At 51.0% G+C, this 19448-nt stretch carries 20 protein-coding genes; 15 read left to right on the forward strand and 5 right to left on the reverse strand.

Annotated features, from left to right (window positions below; genetic code table 11):
* The first annotated feature begins 4 nt into the window (after positions 1-4).
* The 3 genes from dapF to BEN74_RS16245 all read left to right on the forward strand — a co-directional run bounded on the left by dapF (position 5) and on the right by BEN74_RS16245 (position 2516).
* Complete coding sequence (gene dapF, locus BEN74_RS16235; RefSeq protein WP_068913710.1) at positions 5-850, forward strand: diaminopimelate epimerase; 846 nt, start codon at positions 5-7, stop codon at positions 848-850.
* Between the two features lie 115 nt (positions 851-965).
* Complete coding sequence (locus tag BEN74_RS16240; RefSeq protein WP_068913712.1) at positions 966-1583, forward strand: alpha/beta fold hydrolase; 618 nt, start codon at positions 966-968, stop codon at positions 1581-1583.
* A 9-nt stretch (positions 1584-1592) separates the two neighbouring features.
* A complete protein-coding gene (locus tag BEN74_RS16245; RefSeq protein ID WP_068913714.1) occupies positions 1593-2516 on the forward strand; it encodes a tyrosine recombinase XerC in 924 nt (307 codons plus the stop codon).
* A gap of 79 nt (positions 2517-2595) precedes the next feature.
* On the opposite strand, the gene BEN74_RS16250 is transcribed toward BEN74_RS16245, so the two are convergent.
* Complete coding sequence (locus BEN74_RS16250; protein WP_068913716.1) at positions 2596-3114, reverse strand: type 1 glutamine amidotransferase domain-containing protein; 519 nt, start codon at positions 3112-3114, stop codon at positions 2596-2598.
* Between the two features lie 494 nt (positions 3115-3608).
* Here BEN74_RS16250 and pheA point away from each other — a divergent pair, with 494 nt between their 5' ends.
* From pheA to BEN74_RS16275, 5 genes are all read left to right on the forward strand, one after another.
* A complete protein-coding gene (gene pheA / locus BEN74_RS16255; protein WP_068913718.1) occupies positions 3609-4718 on the forward strand; it encodes a prephenate dehydratase in 1110 nt (369 codons plus the stop codon).
* A 69-nt stretch (positions 4719-4787) separates the two neighbouring features.
* Entirely contained in the window at positions 4788-5879 is a 1092-nt protein-coding gene (gene hisC / locus BEN74_RS16260) for a histidinol-phosphate transaminase (RefSeq protein ID WP_068913720.1), read from the forward strand.
* A gap of 3 nt (positions 5880-5882) precedes the next feature.
* Positions 5883-8132 carry a bifunctional prephenate dehydrogenase/3-phosphoshikimate 1-carboxyvinyltransferase gene (locus BEN74_RS16265; protein ID WP_068913722.1) on the forward strand — a complete coding sequence of 750 codons (2250 nt, stop codon included), beginning with the start codon at positions 5883-5885 and terminating at the stop codon, positions 8130-8132.
* A gap of 112 nt (positions 8133-8244) precedes the next feature.
* Entirely contained in the window at positions 8245-8628 is a 384-nt protein-coding gene (locus BEN74_RS16270) for a hypothetical protein (protein WP_068913724.1), read from the forward strand.
* Positions 8629-8645: 17 nt separating this feature from the next.
* The gene (locus tag BEN74_RS16275) at positions 8646-10115 is read left to right on the forward strand and encodes a hypothetical protein (protein WP_068913726.1); all 1470 of its coding nucleotides are present in this window, start codon (positions 8646-8648) and stop codon (positions 10113-10115) included.
* Positions 10116-10294: 179 nt separating this feature from the next.
* Here the strand turns inward: BEN74_RS16275 and BEN74_RS16280 are convergent, their stop codons facing one another.
* Complete coding sequence (locus BEN74_RS16280; RefSeq protein ID WP_068913728.1) at positions 10295-10927, reverse strand: alpha/beta hydrolase; 633 nt, start codon at positions 10925-10927, stop codon at positions 10295-10297.
* Between the two features lie 126 nt (positions 10928-11053).
* On the opposite strand from BEN74_RS16280, the gene yaaA reads away from it, so the two are divergent.
* From yaaA to BEN74_RS16305, 5 genes are all read left to right on the forward strand, one after another.
* Complete coding sequence (yaaA, locus tag BEN74_RS16285) at positions 11054-11836, forward strand: peroxide stress protein YaaA (RefSeq protein WP_068913820.1); 783 nt, start codon at positions 11054-11056, stop codon at positions 11834-11836.
* 21 nt (positions 11837-11857) lie between these two features.
* Positions 11858-12490, forward strand: a complete 633-nt coding sequence (locus BEN74_RS16290; RefSeq protein ID WP_068913729.1) for a metal-dependent hydrolase — start codon at positions 11858-11860, stop codon at positions 12488-12490.
* A gap of 162 nt (positions 12491-12652) precedes the next feature.
* Complete coding sequence (locus BEN74_RS16295; RefSeq protein WP_086374312.1) at positions 12653-12841, forward strand: hypothetical protein; 189 nt, start codon at positions 12653-12655, stop codon at positions 12839-12841.
* 413 nt (positions 12842-13254) lie between these two features.
* A complete protein-coding gene (locus BEN74_RS16300; protein ID WP_068913732.1) occupies positions 13255-14577 on the forward strand; it encodes an NCS2 family permease in 1323 nt (440 codons plus the stop codon).
* Between the two features lie 68 nt (positions 14578-14645).
* Positions 14646-15647: an adenosine deaminase gene (locus BEN74_RS16305; protein WP_068913734.1), complete on the forward strand. Its 1002-nt coding sequence runs from the start codon at positions 14646-14648 to the stop codon at positions 15645-15647.
* Positions 15648-15783: 136 nt separating this feature from the next.
* Here the strand turns inward: BEN74_RS16305 and BEN74_RS16310 are convergent, their stop codons facing one another.
* Positions 15784-16338, reverse strand: a complete 555-nt coding sequence (locus BEN74_RS16310; RefSeq protein WP_068913736.1) for a cytochrome b — start codon at positions 16336-16338, stop codon at positions 15784-15786.
* Positions 16339-16549: 211 nt separating this feature from the next.
* Between BEN74_RS16310 and BEN74_RS16315 the strand changes: the two genes are divergently transcribed.
* Together BEN74_RS16315 and rnhB are read left to right on the forward strand one after the other, a co-directional pair.
* Entirely contained in the window at positions 16550-16939 is a 390-nt protein-coding gene (locus BEN74_RS16315) for a hypothetical protein (RefSeq protein WP_068913738.1), read from the forward strand.
* Between the two features lie 67 nt (positions 16940-17006).
* Positions 17007-17594 (forward strand): ribonuclease HII, encoded by a 588-nt coding sequence (rnhB, locus tag BEN74_RS16320; protein WP_068913740.1) that lies wholly within the window; start codon positions 17007-17009, stop codon positions 17592-17594.
* Positions 17595-17651: 57 nt separating this feature from the next.
* Here rnhB and csrA read toward each other — a convergent pair whose 3' ends face one another.
* Both csrA and BEN74_RS16330 read right to left on the reverse strand, forming a co-directional pair.
* The gene (gene csrA / locus BEN74_RS16325; protein WP_067670698.1) at positions 17652-17906 is read right to left on the reverse strand and encodes a carbon storage regulator CsrA; all 255 of its coding nucleotides are present in this window, start codon (positions 17904-17906) and stop codon (positions 17652-17654) included.
* Between the two features lie 249 nt (positions 17907-18155).
* A complete protein-coding gene (locus BEN74_RS16330; RefSeq protein WP_068913743.1) occupies positions 18156-19436 on the reverse strand; it encodes an aspartate kinase in 1281 nt (426 codons plus the stop codon).
* Positions 19437-19448: the final 12 nt, after the last annotated feature.

Below are 19448 nucleotides of genomic sequence, written 5' to 3' on the forward strand. Positions count from 1 at the left end.
CAGGATGCTGTTGGAATTTACAAAAATGCATGGTCTGGGCAACGACTTTCTGGTACTCGACCTGATCAGCCAGCGCGCTTATCTGGATGCCTTGACGATTCAGCGCTTGGCGGACCGCCATTTCGGCATCGGTTTTGATCAGCTGCTGATTGTTGAACCGCCGGATTTCCCCAATGCGGACTTTAAATACCGCATTTTCAATGCCGACGGTTCGGAAGTGGAGCAGTGCGGCAACGGCGTGCGCTGTTTTGCGCGCTTTGTGCATGAGCGCAAGCTCACTGCAAAAACCAAAATCAAGGTGCAGACCAAAGCCGGCATTGTAGAGCCTGAGCTGGGGAAAAACGGCTGGGTGCGCGTGAACATGGGCTATCCGAAATTCCTGCCGGATGAAATTCCGTTCATTGCCGAAGAGCCGGAAAACCTGTATGCCATCCGCCTGCCGGACGGCGAGGAGCTGACTGTTGATGTGGTCAATATGGGCAACCCGCATGTGGTGACCATTGTCCCTGATGTCATCAAGGCCGATGTGGCGCGCCTTGGCCCGCAGCTGGAATCGCATGAGCGCTTTCCGGCCCGCGTCAACGCCGGCTTTATGCAGATTATTGATGAGAAGCATGCGCGCCTGCGCGTATTTGAGCGCGGTGTCGGCGAGACTTTGGCCTGCGGTACAGGCGCCTGCGCGGCTGCGGTCTCAGGCATGCGCCGCGGCCTGCTGTCCAATTCGGTGGAAATTGAACTGGCCGGCGGCAAACTGCAGATTGAATGGCGCGAAGGCGATGTGGTCTGGATGACCGGCCCAACGGCCAACGTGTATGAAGGCCGCTTAAACTTGGAATATTTCCAGGGCTGATGGGCCGGGCATTAAAAAAGCGCTGTCATTCTGATGGCGCTTTTTTATGGGCGCGCTTTTTTCTTGCGCTAAATAGGCTATGCTGTGTGCATCTCCGCATTTGCCTAGAGGCTGAATGAAACACCTTATTTTCCTTCCGGGCGCTTCGGGAAATACCGCATTCTGGCAGCCATTGATGGCGCTGCTGCCCGCCGGCTATTCTATGCAGGTGATCGCCTATCCTGAATTCGGCGATGCGCCGGCGCATCCTGATGTAGCTGACTTTGCAAGCCTCAGCCGCCATGTGCTGGGGCAGATTGAGCAGGAATCCATTATTATTGCCCAATCGATGGGCGGCATTTTTGCGGTGCAGGCCGCCTTGCAGAAGCCCGAACTGGTTAAAGGCCTGGTGCTGATTGCGACGTCGGGCGGCATTGACTTAAGCCGGTTTGAAATTGGAGACTGGCGGACGGCCTATAAAAATCAGTTTTTGAATTATCCGGACTGGTTTACTGCAGTGCAGCTGGATTATTCAGCGCAGCTGCCGGAGATCAGGCAGAAAGTCCTGCTGCTGTGGGGCGATGCTGACCCGGTCAGCCCCGTTGCCGTTGGGCAGCAGCTGAATCGGCAATTCGCGGATTCATCCCTGCGGATTATTCAGGGCGGAGATCATTTGTTTGCGGAGCAGCATGCGCCGCAGGCGGCCGCGCAGATTTCTGAATATTTGCAGCATTTTGCCCAGCGCGCGCATTGAGGCCGTTGAATGTCCTTTGAAAATGATCCCGCCGCATTGCTGGCTATGTGGCTGAAAGAAAGAAAAGTGCAAAATCAGTCTGAACATACCCTGCTTGCCTATGAGCGCGATGTTTCAGACTTCCTCAGCTTTTGCGCCGGCAAAAAGCTGGCGCTTGCCGATGTTGAAACTTCAGACCTGCGCGAATATCTGGCCTTTAAAGTCGAGCATCAGCAGCTTAGCCCGAGCAGCCTGCAGCGTATGCTGTCCGCTGTCCGCCAGTTTATGAAGTGGGCGGAGCACAGCCGGTTTATGAGCTTTAATCCCGCCGATGATTTCCAGCTCAAGCGCCAGTCGCGCCCGCTGCCGGGCATGGTGGATATTGAAACGGTGAATATGATTCTGGATCAGCCGGAGCCGGAAACTGAAGCACAGCGGCAAATGTGGCTGCGCGATAAAGCCATTCTGGAGCTGCTGTATTCCAGCGGCCTGCGCTTGGCCGAAGTGCAGGCCTTGCGCATCAAGGATGTCGATTTCAGCCGCCAGCTGCTGCGCATTACCGGCAAGGGCAATAAAACCCGCATTGTGCCTTTCGGCAGCAAGGCCAAGCATGCCGTGATGAACTGGCTGCAGATTTATCCTTTATGGCATGGCGATTTTGTGCCGGAAGGCCATGTCTTTATCAGCCAAAAAGGCAGCCCTTTAGGCGCAAGGCAAATTGAAAACCGGGTGAAGTTTCAGGCGCAGCGCGCCGGCGTCAATGTCGACCTGCATCCGCACCTGCTGCGCCACTGCTTTGCCAGCCACATGCTGTCGAACAGCGGCGATTTGCGCGCCGTGCAGGAAATGCTGGGGCACAGCAATTTAACCACCACGCAAATTTATACCCATGTGGATTTTGACCGCTTGGCGCAGGTTTACGATCAGGCGCATCCGCGGGCGGCCAAAAAATAGCAGGCCGCGTTCAGCTGTGGCGCTTTCCGCTTATGGCTTGGCTGCTGTGCTTTTCCGCCGGCGCTTTTTTATTCCTGCTTTACCGGCTGAGCACCTGCAGGCTGACGCGGATAAATTCAGGCAGGTCATCGGGCGCGCGCGAGGTGATGTATAAATTATTGTCATTCACCACAGGTTCATCATAATACACGGCGCCGGCATTCAGCAGGTCAATCATCACCGGCTTTACCGCGGTCATTCTGCGCCCTTTCACCACTTTGGCATTGATCAGCAGCTGCGGGCCGTGGCAGATGCACATAATCGGCTTCTGCGCGCCGGCAAAGTCGCGGACAAACTCGACATAGCGGTCATCGGCGCGGAGCCGGTCAGGCGAATAGCCGCCGGGAATCAGCAAGGCGTCAAAATCATGAATGGAAACATGGTCTATACTTTGGTCGATGGTCACGGAAGATTTGCGCCGCTTGCCGTAGACCACATTGCCGGCCTGATGCTCTATATTGGAAATGCAATGGCGGGCGGCGCGGAAGGCTTCCACAGGTTCGGTATATTCCGAGTCCTCAAAATCATGTGTGACCAGAACAGCAATTCTTTTAGGCATGGTGATTTCTCCGGCATTGCATTCTTAAAAATACTATAGATAAATCATTAAAAAATGGTGATTTTTGTGTTGCATATCGGTCTAGAAACGTAATTGGACCGCGTTTTTCCGCCCAGGAAAGCCGCAATTCAGGCTGCAGTAAATGGATTATTTTTGTGAACTGTTTCCCATAAAATCAACCGGCTTTTGCCTGCCGGCCGGCTTTTTTATAATGAATCTCTTATAGATAATAGTTCTGTGCTGATCAGAAAATCATTATTAATCACTTATTTTTCTTCACATACAATCAGGGGCGTGCGCTTTACAAAACTCTATTGCCTGAAACGGCGGCTTGCACCGCTGCCTTGGCGGCGCCGGCCTGAATTAAGTCCGGCTGGCGGTTTAAACAACTGTATGTTTTTAAGGCTGAATCAATCAAAGTCTTATTGCGCAACATTTGAAAGCTAACTATTGTTATACTGTTTGCAACCACGTTTTTGAAGGGCGACATAACAATGATCAATGACGATCAAAACACAACGGCTTCTCCTGACCTAGCTCAAATCCGCGAAGATATTGACTCGGTTGATATGCAGATTCAGCAGCTGATTAACCGCCGCGCCAAGCTGGCGGAAGCGGTCGCAAAAGCGAAATTCGCTGCCGAAGAGAACCCGCTGTTTTACCGTCCTGAACGTGAAGCGCAAGTTTTACGCAATGTTATGGATCGCAATGAAGGGCCATTGTCAGATGTCACAATGGCGCGCCTGTTCCGCGAAATCATGTCCGCCTGCTTAGCGCTTGAAGCGCCGCAAAGCATCGCATTTTTAGGCCCTGTCGGCACCTATACGCACTCCGCGGTTCTAAAGCATTTTGGGCAGGACGCCGTGGTGCGCCCGCTGCCGACCATTGATGAAGTGTTCCGCGAAGTTGAAGCCGGCAGCGCGCATTACGGTTTGGTGCCGGTGGAAAACTCCTCTGAAGGGGTGGTGAACCACACGCTGGACTGCTTTAAATCGTCGCACCTGAACGTGATTGGCGAAGTCGAGCTGCGCATTCATCACCAGTTTTTAGTGTCGGAAAATACCCGCAAAGACAGCATTAAGCAGATTTATGCCCATCAGCAGACTTTGGCGCAATGCCGTGGCTGGCTGGATGCGCACTATCCGGGCGTAGAGCGCGTTGCGCTCAGCTCAAATGCGGAAGCTGCGCGCCGCATCCGCAATGAATGGCATTCAGCAGCCATTGCCTCTGAAGTAGCAGCCAATATCTACAATCTGGAAATCCTGCACGGCAATATTGAAGACAATCCGGAAAATACCACGCGCTTTCTGGTGATTGGCCGTGAAAAGATTCCGCAAAGCGGCAATGACAAAACTTCGCTGCTGATTTCGGCGCATGACCGCGCCGGCGCTTTGCTGGAAATTCTGGCGCCGTTTGCCAAGCACAATATCAGCCTGACCAGCATTGAAACCCGTCCGGCGCTGCCTGAAAAATGGGCCTATGTGTTCTTTGTAGACTTGGAAGGGCATGTGGAGCAGGACAATGTCAAAGCTGCCATTGAGGAAATCCGCCCGCTGGTGAAGGAAATCCGCGTACTGGGTTCATATCCTATGGCTGTCCTGTAAGCCGCAGCGGCGCTCAATTCTGCTGTGAAGCTGGGCGCCTTTATTACGTGAAATTATCGGAAGTGTAAAATGACCTTTGTGCCAGCCAATCAGGGCATCGAAAAATTAAAGCCTTATCAACCCGGCAAGCCGGTCAGCGAGCTTGAGCGTGAACTGGGGATTACTAATATCGTCAAATTAGCCTCAAACGAAAACCCTTTGGGCTGTTCTGATCAGGTGAAAAAGGCGGTTGCTGCTGAGCTTGCTGAAATTGGGCGCTATCCGGACGGCGGCGGCTTTATTTTAAAAGACCAGATTCAGGCGCAGTTCGGCTTTGGGCATCAGCAGATTACCTTGGGCAATGGCTCAAACGACCTGCTGGAGATTTTTGCGCGGGCTTTTGTTTCCGAAAAAGATTCAGTAGTGTACAGCCAGCACGCCTTTGCAGTGTACGGCTTGGTGACGCAGGCGATTAATGCCGAAGCGCTTGAAGTGCCGGCCAAAGGCTTTGCGCATGACTTGGACGCGATGGCGGCCGCTGTTCAAGCCAATACCAAATTAATCTTCATTGCCAACCCGAACAATCCGACCGGCACATGGTTTGAAGAAGCCGAATTTGACGCCTTCATGCAGAAAGTGCCTGCCCATGTCATTGTGGTGCTGGATGAAGCCTATGTGGAATATTATCCGGAAAACTTCAACAGCCTGAAGTTTCTGGCGCAGTATCCGAACCTGATTGTCAGCCGAACCCTGTCCAAATGCTACGGCCTGGCGGCGCTGCGTGTCGGCTTTGCGCTGGCTTCGGTGGAAGTGACCGATTTCTTAAACCGCATCCGCCAGCCGTTCAACGTCAACCATTTGGCGATGGTGGCTGCTGTGGCTGCCCTGAAAGATGAAGCGTTCATTGAAAAATCCCGCGCCGTGAACAAAGCGGGCATGGCGCAGCTGCAGGCCGGTTTGGAACAGCTGGGCCTGAGCTATGTGCCTTCGCGCGCGAACTTTATTCTGGTTGATATTCAGGCCGACCCTGCGCAAACTTTCAATGACTTATTGAAACAAGGCGTGATTGTGCGCCCTGTCGGCATTGCCAGTCATCTCCGGGTGTCGATTGGCACCGAAGCGGAAAACGCGAAGTTTCTGGCCGCATTGGCGGAAGTTTTGGCTTTAGAGGTGCAAGCGTAAGTTATGTCTCAGCCGCTGTTTGAAAAAGTCGCTTTTATTGGGCTAGGGCTGATTGGCTCAAGCCTGGCCCGCGTCATTGCCGCTGAAAATCTGGCAAAGCAGGTGGTTGCATCCACCCGCTCGCAAAAAACCTTGGAAGACGCCAAAGCCCTTGGCTTAATCCAGCAGGGCTACAGCAATCCTGCCGAAGCGGTGCAGGGCGCTGACCTTGTGGTGCTGGCGCTGCCGGTGCGCGCAACGCAAAAAGTTCTGGAAATCATCAAGCCTTATCTTGCCGAGCATGCCATTCTGACCGATGTCGGCAGCACCAAAGGCAATGTGGTGGCTGCCGCCGAAGCGGTGTATGGCGGCAATCTTCCGGCAGGCTTTGTGCCGGGCCACCCGATTGCCGGTTCAGAGCATACCGGCGTGCATGCCGGCACGGCGGATCTGTTTGCCAATCACAAAGTCATTCTGACCCCGCTGCCGAGCAGCGCGGACTGGGCGGTGCAAAAGCTGACTCAGCTGTGGCAGGCCGCCAAGGCGGAAGTGATTTGCATGGATGTGGAAAAGCACGATGAAGTGCTGGCGCATACCAGCCACCTGCCGCATTTAATGGCGTTCAATTTGGTGGAGCAGCTGGCCAACCGCGAAGACAATTTAGATATATTCCGTTATGCCGCCGGCGGCTTCCGCGATTTTTCCCGAATCGCGGCCAGCGACCCGCAAATGTGGCATGACATCTTTTTTGCCAATAAAAAGGCGATTTTAAATGCAGTCGACGGCTTTGAAAAACAGCTTGCGACTTTGCGCAAACTGATTGAGGATGAAAACTCGCAGGCGCTGATGGGCCTGCTCGGGCATGCTCAGGCGGCGCGCCAGCACTTCAATCATATGCTCGCCAACAAACCTCTGATGGAGAAAAACAAAGTGACGACACAGCAGTTCAGGATTTTACCGGGGCAGAAAGCGTTCCAAGGTAAGTTTAGCGTGCCAGGCGATAAATCTGTGTCGCACCGTTCCATCATGTTTGGCGCGATTGCGGAAGGCACCACGCATGTCACCGGCTTTCTTGAAGGCGAAGATGCTTTGGCGACTCTGCAGGCATTCCGCGATATGGGCGTAAGCATTGAAGGGCCGAAAAACGGTGAAGTGACGATTCACGGTGTCGGCATGCAGGGCCTGAAAGCGCCTGCGGGCGCGTTGTATATGGGCAATTCAGGCACCTCCATGCGCCTGCTGTCCGGCATGCTGTCTGCACAGCGCTTTGATTCGGTGATGACCGGTGATGCATCGCTGTCCAAGCGCCCAATGGAGCGCATCGCCAAGCCTTTGCGTGAAATGGGCGCGCAGATTCAGACCACAGGCGAGCGCGGCACGCCGCCGGTTTCCATTACCGGCAGCCAGCCTTTAAAAGGCATTCAGTATGATTTGCCGATGGCTTCAGCACAGGTGAAATCAGGCATCCTGCTGGCCGGGCTTTGGGCGGAAGGTGAAACGTCAGTTACAGAGCCGGAGCCGACGCGCGACCATACAGAGCGCATGCTCCGCGCATTCGGCTATGAAGTGAAAACAGAAGGCAGCCGCATTTCACTGCAGGGCGGCGGAAAATTAACCGCAACTGAAATTCAGGTGCCGTCGGATATTTCCTCCGCAGCTTTCTTTATGGTGGGCGCGGCCATTACCGAAGGTTCAGATGTGACGCTGGAAGCGGTCGGCATCAACCCGACACGCACCGGCGTGATTGAAATCCTGAAGCAGATGGGCGCTGACCTGACAGTTGAAAATGAGCGCATTGCCGGCGGCGAGCCGATTGCGGATATCCGCATCCGCGGCACGCGCACCTTGAAAGGCATTCACATGCCGGAAGATCAGGTGCCTTTGGCGATTGATGAATTCCCGGCATTGTTCATCGCCGCTGCATGCGCGGAAGGCCAAACGGTTTTGACTGGCGCCGCTGAGCTGCGCGTTAAAGAGTCTGACCGCATTCAAGTGATGGCGGATGGCCTGAAGATTATGGGCATTGACTGCACGCCAACGGATGACGGCATCATTATTGAAGGCAAAGGCAAGGCGGGCGACTGGTCTGCAGTCTTTGGCGGCGGTGAAATTGAGTCGCATCATGACCACCGCATCGCCATGAGCTTTGCCATGGCGGGCCTGCGCACGGCTGGCGAGATTAACATTTCCGGCACGGAAACCGTGGCGACCAGCTTCCCTACATTTACTGAGCTGGCTGCTCAGGCTGGATTGCCGATTCAGGTCACTGAATAAAAAATCTTGTAAAATTGAATATTTATTGAAAAACAGCCAAGCTTTTGCTTGGCTGTTTTGCGTTTATTGCTTATTCTAAAACCATAGAACAATAATGCCTTTGGATAGAGCAATGAGAAAATTACAATTTGCGGCGGACTGCAAGCATCAGGCTGAAACGGACGGCCGCTGCGCTGCGCAGAAGCAGGTCGCTGACTTGCTGGTCAGCCGGCTGGGCGAATACGGCTTCAAAACATTGCCGCAAAGCGGTGATCAAGTCGCAGTCAGTGTTGACAATCATGCACTGCCGCTGTCGATTACCTGCCAAGGCCATGATCAGGATGGCCAGCTGGTATGTGAAATCACCTCTTATCCAGATGAAGGCCAGGACTGGCTGGAGCGCATTACGGAACAGAGCCTGCTGAATCAGCTGGCGCAGGCGGTTGAAAATACCTTGAAGGAAGATGAGTCATTCAGCAAGTTTCAGTGGAAGAACAGTCAAGATAAAAGCCTTTAAAATTTAAAAATAAGAAAATGGCTTCTAAATTTTCACTTTATATTGCGGTATTTTTATTTTTCCTGTCGTGGTGCCTGCCTGCGTACGAAGGAGTGATCGGCGCAGGCGTCATGCTGATGGCTTTCGCCTATCATTTCATGATTTTCCCTATACCTATCGTCTTTCCGGTCTGGGCAAATATATCTTTCTTGCTGGCCTGCAAGAACTATCAGCGCTATTCCTTGCAAAGCGAAAAAGGGCGGAATTATGCAGTAATTACCTTTGCGCTGATGCTGATCGGAGTTATCAGCGCATCATCGAAAATCAATGCGGGCGCATTGGTTTGGCTGTTATCGTCGATTTTTCTGCTGGCTTCATTGGGCTTTAAAAGAATTGCGGAAGCCCATGCGCGTATTCTGCTGCTGGGGCTGATCATCCTTATACTGGCCGGCGCTTGTCTGCTGTATGTATATGAAAAAAAGCAGTCACGCTATCAAAGTCCCCGAAGCTTTGATTTGAAGCATTACCTGTTTAAGCCCAAAGACAGCCAAGCGGAGATCCCGCTGCTGACGCAGGTGCGGCAAAATAACGCTTACCGCATATCTCAGAAAATTCCTGCAGATCCTCAAGCGCTGGATTTGGCTTTTCTGCTGCAGGAAGCGATCGAGCTGGATTTTGGCGAAACTTTAGATATTCCAAGTAATAAAGATAAAAAACTGAACTGCAGCTTGAAGCCCAATCAGCAGCATGATTTATTTTATCCGCCTAAATACCTGCAGGATGGCTATGCCTGGATACGCTACTTTAATTCAGGCGATGTCGCCGTCGGTCATCCCAGCGATGCGCAAGGCGCAGTCATTTACCACGCTAAAAATCTGGATCAGCAGCATACGCTGCTGCAGCTGATTCGGAAGTCAGATCAGCATGTGCTTTATGAACAAAAACTTTTGGTGGATTCCGGATTTAAAAAATGCAGCTACTTCCCCAAAGGCTATAAGCAGGAACTGAACGCTGTATTTGAGCTGGATGCCGGCAGCCCAGATCGGAAATTCGGCAGTTTCATTCCTCATGCAAGGCTGGATGAGCTGGAACAGCTGGCTGAACAGTGCAGCTGGAAAAAACTGGCGCACAATACCTATGAGTTTGAGGGGAAAAGAATAAACTTTCTGGATACGAAAACCTTCAGTCCGCAGCTGCTATGCTCTGACAAGTATTTAGCGGTAGGGTCATTAACGGAATATCATGCGCAGGATATTGAAAACAGCTTGAAGATAGAAACTTTCCGGCGCGACACATTAGAGCCTGTGCCTTGCGGATTGGTGAGCTATAGGCTGAGTGACAGCCAAAAGCAGGCCTTTTATGCGGGAAAGCTGAAGATGGAGGTGCTGAAGGCCATTCAGGCAGATGAGTTTTATTCCCAAAATGACCGCTGTCCAGTCATAGAACTGCGTTTAAATGACGGTGAGGTAAAAACGGATAATAACTTTCTCAGCAAAAATAAAGAATGATGAAGAGCATCGGCAGCCGCTGAAGTGCGGCATTGTGCTTTTTCTAGCATATGCAATTTCGGCATTCCTATTGCGGAATCAAACCGCCGCTGCGGAAAAATCTGTGTTTGGCGGAAAGCCGGCCATAAAAAAAGCCATGATCAACATGGCTTTCAGCATTAAGCAGGCAACTTGCGCATTCAGGCTGGAATCAAAAAGCGTGAAATCGCAATCCGCAGCTGCTTTAAATAGCCGGTAAAGAAATGGTTTGCTCCGGGCAGAACCGTCACCAGGTGGCGCTGCGGCTTGGCCCATGCAATCATATCCGGCAGCAGGGTCACTTCATCGGCTTCGCCGTGAATGAACAGAATGTCGCCTTTAATGGCAGGCGTTACATAATGGCGCACGCCGGCAACAGTTGCAGTCGGCAAGCCACATAAAATAGTCTGCACCGGGCGCAATGCCTCAGGCAATGCATGGAAGCTTTTGGCCATGACATGCGCGCCAAAGCTGAAGCCGCCGGCATAGAACGGCAAGGCTGAATGCAGATTGCGCGCATGCTCAATCAGCTGCAGAATGTCATCTGTTTCGCCATGGCCTTCATCATGAACGCCGGCGCTTTGGCCTGAACCGCGGAAACTTGGACGGTAAACAATGCAGCCGGATTCCTGCAGCATTTGCGCAAGCAGGGCCGGAACCTTATGCTGCGGCGTGCCGCCTTGCAGAGGATGGGGGTGGCAAATAACCGCGAATCCTTTCACTTCACCCTGTGGATAATCTACAAAAACTTCAATTTGGCCAGCAGCGCCCTGAATGAAAATTTGTTCAGACATAAAAAATAGATTAGATAGCAGGAGAAAGGGCGCTATTCTACCGATATTGTTCAGCGAAAACACAGATTGGCAATAAAATAAGTCTACTGTTATAGTTTGATTACTTATATTTTAATCAAGTTATTTATGCTCGCTCTTATTTCTCCAGCCAAAACACTCGATTACAGTACGGCATTGCCGACAGATAAAAGTACATTACCAAGACTGCTGGAGCATTCGCAAGCGCTTATCGACGTTAGTCGTAAGCTGTCTGCTTCAGATATCGCCAATTTAATGAGCGTCAGTGAAAAAATCGCCCATTTGAATGCTGAGCGCTTCAGAGACTGGCAGGCGGACTTGAATTTTTCCAATGCCCGCCAGGCGCTGTTCGCCTTCAAAGGCGATGTCTATACCGGCTTGGACGCCTACAGCCTGAATGCGCAGCAGATTGACAGCGCGCAGCAGCGCCTGCGGATGCTGTCCGGCCTGTACGGCCTGCTGCGCCCTCTGGATTTAATGATGCCGTACCGCCTGGAAATGGGCACCCGGCTGCAGAATCCGCGCGGCCATAATCTGTATGAATTCTGGGGCGATGAAATCACCCAAATGATCAATCAGGATCTGGCTGCCGCCGGTTCAGCGCTGCTGGTGAATATTGCATCGGATGAGTATTACAGGTCGGTCAAAGAGAGCAAAATTCAGGCGGAGATTATTAAGCCGGTATTTTTAGACCAGAAAAATGGAAAGTATAAAGTCATCAGCTTTTATGCGAAAAAAGCCCGCGGCTTAATGGCGCGCTACATCATTGAAAACAAAATTGACCGTGCGGAAGCTTTAAAAGCTTTCAATGCCGGCGGCTATTATTTCGATGCGGACAGTTCGCTGCCAGGCGAGCTGGTGTTTAAGCGCGATGAACAGGCCGCCGCCTGATCCAGTTTGGGAGCGCATTCAATGCAGGACAGCCTGAAGCAGCTGAGGCGTCATTGGAAAGAGCTTTCCAAGCGCTGCGATTTTCCGGAGCAGCGCAGCCAAGCTGTTTTTCAGCTGCTGCAGCAGGCCTATGCTGAGCCGCAGCGCCATTACCATACGGCGCAGCACATTGCTGAATGCCTGGCGCTGTACAGCCAGATTCAGCATTTGCTGGACGATGTGCCAAGCCTGGCTCTGGCGCTGTGGTTTCATGATGCGGTCTATGACCCTCAAGCGCCTGACAATGAAGAGCGCAGCGCCGCTTTGATGATGCAGTCGTGCGCCGGCCTGCTTTCGGAGGCGCAGCTGCGTAAGGCATCCGCCTGGATTGCGGCCACCAAGCTGCATTCATACACCGATGAGCCGGATCTGCAGTACTTGCTGGATATTGATCTGGCGGTTTTGGCCGCCGGCGCTGCCCGTTTTGCGGAGTACGAAGCCCAAATCCGCAAGGAATATGCCTGGGTGGATGCCGCGCAGTATCAAAGGCGCAGGCGCGAAGTGCTTAGCGGTTTTTATCAGACTCAGCCTTTATACCAGACCGCGTATTTTCAGCAGCGCTTTGAGCGGCAGGCTAAGCGCAATTTAGCGGCGCAGCTGGTTCAGGAAAAATAAGCCGGCTGCAGATTTCTCTCCTCAAAAAATAATTGAAAAAATATCCTTCCCTGCCACAAATAAAGCATTAAAAAGAACAGGAAATGTGACGTTAAGCGCATAGTGGGTTTTATTTTGTTATTATAATGAAAAAAAATGTTAACAATAAAAAAAGGGATGGTTATGAAAGGTCTGATGATTCCAATCTTTATCTTCCTCGTGGGCGTGCTCGGTTTTATGGTCTATAAGGATACCGAAACAAAAAAGCAGGCGGAACTGAACCGGCTGATTCATGAATCGTCGCAGCCGCACAGGCGCATTGCGCCCGGTCAGGGAATTCATGCTGAACATCTGGAAGCCGCGGAAAATTAAGCGCAGCGCCGGGCAATGGTTTTCAGTTTTTTCTTTAGAAAATTGATATCTTTTAAATAAAACCAATATGTTAAATATATTTTATTTATCCAGAAAATAAAATTTAGAAACAATAAAAATCAATGTGTTATAATTCGCGCTATGTATTATTAGATCGGTCTATGGCTTGCTAAGCTTCTGATTTAATTCAGGTAAATAAAGCTGCATAAGAGTTATGCAGCTTTTTTGTTGACGCTGTTTAAGCAATTCAATGCGCAATGCTTAACCGACTGATTATTCAAATATATTTTCCTGCAGTACGAAAGTGCTGGCATGCAGATTGCTAGAACATCCGCAAAATTAGTGATAATCATCATTATGATTAATTTTGCGGAGTGCTTAAGGCAGAAAGTTTACTAAATAGGGGCTAGGTCATGACGACTCCTAATCCATCTTCAGAAAATATACTGGAGCGGCTGTTCAAGCTGAGTGAAAACAAAACCACCTTCAGAACAGAAGTGCTCGCAGGTGTAACCACATTCCTTGCGATGTGCTACATCATTATTGTCAATCCAATGATTTTGTCCGAAACCGGCATGGATCATGGGGCTGTCTTTGTAGCCACTTGCCTTGCCGCCGCAATCGGCTGCCTGGTGATGGGCCTGATTGCAAACTATCCGATTGCGCTTGCGCCCGGCATGGGCCTGAATGCCTACTTTACCTATTCGGTCTGCCTGGGCATGGGCGTGCCTTGGCAAACGGCATTGGCGGCGGTTTTTGTCTCCGGCTTGATCTTTATTGCGATCAGCATGTTTAAAATCCGCGAAGCAATTGTCAACTCCATCCCAATGTCGCTGAAGCTGGCGATTGGCGGCGGCATCGGCTTATTCCTTGCGCTGGTCGCGCTGAAAAACGCCGGCATTATTGTTAAAAATGACGCCACTTTGGTCGGCCTGGGCGACCTGAGTCAGCCTTCGGTGCTTCTGGCGCTGCTGGGTTTCCTGCTGATTGTGATCATGCATCATTTCAAAGTGCGCGGCGCAATCATCATCAGCATTCTGCTGATTACCGCGATTGCCACAGCCTTCGGCTTTAATGAGTTTAAAGGCGTGGTGGGAGAAGTTCCTTCGATTGCGCCGACCTTCATGCAGATGGATTTCTCCGGCTTATTTGAAGCCAGCCTGATTGGCGTGATCTTTGTCTTCTTTTTGGTCGATCTGTTTGACTCGACAGGCACGCTGGTCGGGGTTTCGCACCGTGCAGGCCTGCTGCAGGACGGCAAGCTGCCGCGCCTGAAAAAAGCGCTGTTTGCAGACTCTACCGCAATTGTCGCCGGCGCTGCTTTGGGCACGTCTTCGACTACGCCGTATATTGAGTCTTCTGCAGGCGTAGCTGCCGGCGGCCGCACCGGCCTGACCGCTGTGGTGGTTGCAGTGCTTTTCATCCTGTGCCTGTTTTTAGCGCCATTAGCGCAGTCTGTGCCAAGTTTTGCTACTGCGCCGGCGCTGCTGTTTGTCGGCGTGCTGATGATTCAGGGCATCATTCATATTGAATGGGACGACATCACTGAAGCTGCTCCGGCATTTTTGACCGTTGTGTTTATGCCATTCACTTATTCAATCTCTGACGGCATTGCCATGGGCTTCATCAGCTATGCGCTGATTAAGCTGTTTACCGGCAAGGCGAAAACTGTGCCGTATATGGTGTGGATTGTTGCTGCGCTTTGGGCCATAAAATTTGCAGTCTTTGGCGGCTGATCCGCCAAGCTGGACAAAGGGTGTAAACTCAGTTTGCGCCCTTTTTTTTATTGATATGAGGACAACAGATGAATCAACTTGAGCTGATTCGCGCTTTGCCGAAAGCAGAGCTGCATGTGCATATTGAGGGGACTTTTGAGCCCGGATTGATGTTTGAAATCGCGCAGCGCAACCAGATTGCCATTCCTTACCAGTCTGTGGAAGAAGTTAAGCAGGCGTACAACTTTCATAATTTGCAGTCCTTTTTAGACATTTACTATGCGGGCGCAAATGTGCTGATTCATGAGCAGGATTTTTATGATCTGGCTTGGGCGTATTTTGAAAAATGCGCTGCGGATCATGTTGTGCATACGGAAATGTTCTTTGACCCGCAAACCCATACCGACCGCGGCATTGCGTTTGCAACCGTGATCAATGGCCTGCAGCGCGCCGGTGACGACGCGCAGCGGAAGCTGGGCATCAGTTCGCGCTTAATCATGTGCTTCCTGCGCCATCTGAGCGAAGAAGCTGCTTTTGAAACTTTAGAGCAGGCTTTGCCGTTTAAAGCGCAGATTATTGCTGTCGGCCTGGACTCCAGCGAGCTGGGCCATCCGCCGTCGAAATTTGAGCGGGTTTTTGCCAAGGCGCGCGAATTGGGTTTCCTGACTGTAGCGCATGCAGGCGAAGAAGGGCCGGCTGAATATGTCTGGGAAGCTTTGGATTTATTGAAAGTGAACCGCATTGACCATGGGGTGCGTTCGGAAGAAGATCCTCAGCTGATGCAGCGCCTGATTGCGGAAAAGATGCCGCTGACGGTTTGCCCGCTCAGTAACTTGAAGCTGTGCGTGGTGAATGACATGGCGAAGCACAATATCCGCCGCCTGCTGCAGCAGGGCGTGCAGGTCACAGTAAATTCGGATGATCCATCCTACTTCGGCGGCTATATGAATGATAATTTCATTGCGGTTGCTGAAGCGCTGGAGTTAAGCAACGAAGAACTGAAGCAGCTGGCAGTGAACTCTTTTGAAGCTTCGTTTATTTCCGATGCGGAAAAGCAGCACTGGAAAGCCCAGATTGAGAAGCTGGCTTAAGCTTTGCGGTAATTGCTTAATAGTAAAAAAGGCAGCCTTGGCTGCCTTTTTTATTTTCAAATGCCTGAAATGAAAACCAAATTAAACAGCTGGCGCAGCCCAGCGCAAAGCATTGGCCGCTGAACCCGGCAGCTGCTTATTTGCCCTGTCGGGTCATGCTGGTTAAGACATTGTCTTTATCAATAAAATGATGCTTCAGGGCTGCCAGAATATGGCCCGCAAGCAGCAGGCCGGCTGCCCATGAGATATAAATATGCAGCGGTTTAACAATCGCGAGGATATCCGGATCTTCCTGCACTAAGCGCGGAATATCAAATAAATACAGTACAGGGGCTGGGTGGCCCGCGCTCCAGCTGAACAGGCAGCCGGTAATAGGCAAAGCCAGCAGCGCAAAATACAGGCCCAGATGCCCCAGATGCGCCAGCTTTTTCATCATCGGCGACATGCTGTCCGGCAGTTCAGGCGCAGGGTGGGTGTAGCGCCAGAAAATCCGGACTACCACTAAAAAGATGATGGTCGTGGCGATATTCTTGTGCAGGGTAATGACATCGCCTTTAAAGCTGCCGTCGGTTTCATAGCTTAAAAAATTTCCGCTGTAAAACCCGATCAGCCAGGCCGCAATAAAAATAATGGCCATGAGCCAATGCAGAAGCTGCGCCGTCCGTGTGTAGTATCCCGTGGTGTTTTTCATTTTGAATATCGAGCTATTTCAGATTGATAAATGGTATTTTACTTTTTGCTGGATAAAAAGCGCAATTCAGCAACATAGCGTTGAAATTCTGCAACGCTTCCAGATGTGTTTTTAATGTGCAAATGGCGCGGATTGATGAATTTAGTATTTCTTCCGGATGCAACTTTACGCAAAATAGCCGCATTCAATTCAAGCAAGATGAGGAAAGAGCGTGAAAAAATTAATTGCTGTGATGGCGCCGCTTGCCATTATTCTGTCGGCCTGTACGGCAACCGGCACATCTACCGGCGCCAATACGGCAGGAACGCAGGCTGCGGCGCAGCAGCTCGGCTCGGCTGCGGTTAAAATCGCAATTAATGCAAAATGCACAACTGAAATCAATAATCTTCCTGCATGGCAGACTGCGACGAAACTGATGACGCAAACGCAAAAGCAGAATATTCAGGCTGAGATTTGCGGCTGTGTCAGTGAAAAAGCGCCGGAAAGCGTGACTGCGGTCGATTTGGCTGTGGCTGCAATGGACCCTGCTGCGCGTGCTACAATGGTCAGCAGCGCCGTATCGAAAACCATTAATGCCTGCGTACAGGAAGCTGTGCGCTAAGCATTGTAAAAACTGCAAATAGGCTGACAGGTTCAGCCTATTTTTTGCTGCTGTATAGGTGGAAATAATGAAAACTGCTGGTGTAGATGAGGCAGGCCGCGGCCCTTTGGTGGGTTCTGTGGTGGCTGCTGCGGTTATTCTGGATCCGGAAAACCCGATTGAGGGCTTGAACGATTCAAAGAAATTAAGTGAAAAAAAGCGTGAAAAGCTGTTTATTGAAATTCAGGAAAAAGCGCTGGCCTGGGCGGTTGCTGAAGCTTCGGCCGCGGAAATTGATGAGCTCAATATTCTGCAGGCTTCGCTGCTGGCGATGCGCCGGGCTGTAGAGAAGCTGGGCCTGCAGCCGGCGCATGTGCTGGTGGATGGCAATAAAATTCCGCAAGGGCTGAGTGTGAGCTGCGATGCGGTGGTTGGCGGCGACGCCATTCATCCTGAAATTTCAGCGGCCAGCATTCTGGCGAAAGTCAGCCGCGACCGTGAAATGGCTGAGCTGGACCGGCTGTATCCGCAATTCGGCTTTGCCAAGCACAAAGGCTACCCGACCAAGGCGCATTTTGATGCGATTGCCGAGCATGGCGTGATTGCTGAGCACCGGCGCAGTTTTGGGCCGGTGCGCAAGGCGCTGGAGCAGATGGAAGGCGGGGCAGCCGGCTGATGCTGAAAAATTTAAAGCGGCTGAATAGCCGCTTTATTTTCTGCAAAATACTTAATCTTAGCGATTGAAGTTATTTTGTGAGAGATTATCGTCTTCAAAAGAAGGCTGGTAATCTTGATCAAGATGCTGAAGATGCTCGTGCATAGCGCGTTCATGCTGAATGCGCTGGTAAATTTCTTCACGGTGAACGGATACTTCTTTTGGAGCATTTACGCCAATACGCACCTGATTGCCTTTAACCCCAAGCACAGTCACGCTGACTTGGTCCCCAATCATCAATGTTTCTCCGACACGTCGAGTCAGAATCAGCATGTTTATCTCCTTGCAAAACGCTAAACCTGCAATTGATCTAAAATATAAAAATATAAACCTGAAAAAGCAAAGGAAATTTTACCAGATGTCATAAATAATAGACGGCTGCAGATGCAGCGCTGATTGAATTTCCTAAAAAATCCTCAGGGTTAATATAGCAGAGCCACTATAAAAAAAACTATAGTGGCCCAGCATTTTTATGGTGTTTTTAAAAAACTGTCTAACAATGACATTTTTCGACACATTTAGTTACGCACGTACGCTTGACTCGCCATGTTCGCGGTCTAAGCCAAATGCAGTATGCAATGCGCGCACGGCAAGCTCTAAGTAATTTTCTTCAATAATCACTGAAATTTTGATTTCTGAGGTGGAAATCATCAGGATATTGATGCTTTCTTCCGCCAAAGCGGTGAACATTTTGCTGGCCACACCGGCGTGCGAGCGCATGCCTACGCCAACAATTGAAACTTTGACAATGTCGTCGCGGGTAGCAACTTCACGCGCGCCAATGGCTTTTGCGGTGGCTTCTAAAATCGCTTTGGCTTTTGCCAGCTCGCCGCGGTTTACTGTGAATGTGAAGTCGGTGGTGCCGTCTTCTTCAACATTCTGAATAATCATGTCCACTTCGATGTTTGCGGCGCCAATCGGAGACAGGATTTTAGAGGCGATGCCCGGTTCGTCAGGAACACCTAAAATAGTTAATTTTGCTTCGTCACGGTTAAACGCGATGCCTGAGATAATTGGTTGTTCCATGTTGTCTTCCGCCTCAGTGGTGATTAGTGTTCCGACATTGTTTTTAAATTCTTCGTCGAATGCGCCATCATCGTCATTATCAAAGCTTGATAATACGCGTAAAGGCACCTGGTATTTGCCGGCAAATTCTACAGAGCGGATTTGCAGGACTTTAGAGCCAAGTGATGCCATTTCCAGCATTTCTTCAAATGAAATGCGGTCAACTTTTTTCGCTTTAGGCGCAACGCGCGGGTCGGTGGTATAAACGCCGTCTACATCGGTGTAAATCTGGCATTCATCCGCTTTCAGCGCCGCCGCCAGCGCTACGCCGGAGGTGTCTGAACCGCCACGGCCCAATGTGGTGGTGTTACCGTCCGCATCAAAGCCCTGGAAGCCTGCAACCACAATGACGCGGCCTGCATCTAAATGGCCGGTCATGACATCGGTATCAATCGCTTCGATACGGGCCTTGGTGTATGCGCTGTCGGTTTTAATGCCGACTTGGCGGCCTGTAAGTGATTTAGCTTCAACGCCAATCGAATTCAGCGCCATCGCCAACATGGAAATCGTCACCTGTTCACCGGTAGACACCATTTGGTCAAGTTCGCGGGGATCCGGGGTTTCGCTAATGGCTTTCGCTAAAGCAAGCAGGCGGTTGGTTTCGCCACTCATGGCTGATACGACAACCACAACTTTGTGGCCGTGATCATGCCAGCGCTTTACACGGCGAGCAACATTTAAAATGCGCTCGGGAGTACCCATAGAGGTGCCGCCATATTTTTGAACGATTAATGCCATAACTATCCTTAC

The sequence above is a fragment of the Acinetobacter sp. WCHAc010034 genome (assembly GCF_001696615.3).
Lineage (GTDB): Bacteria > Pseudomonadota > Gammaproteobacteria > Pseudomonadales > Moraxellaceae > Acinetobacter.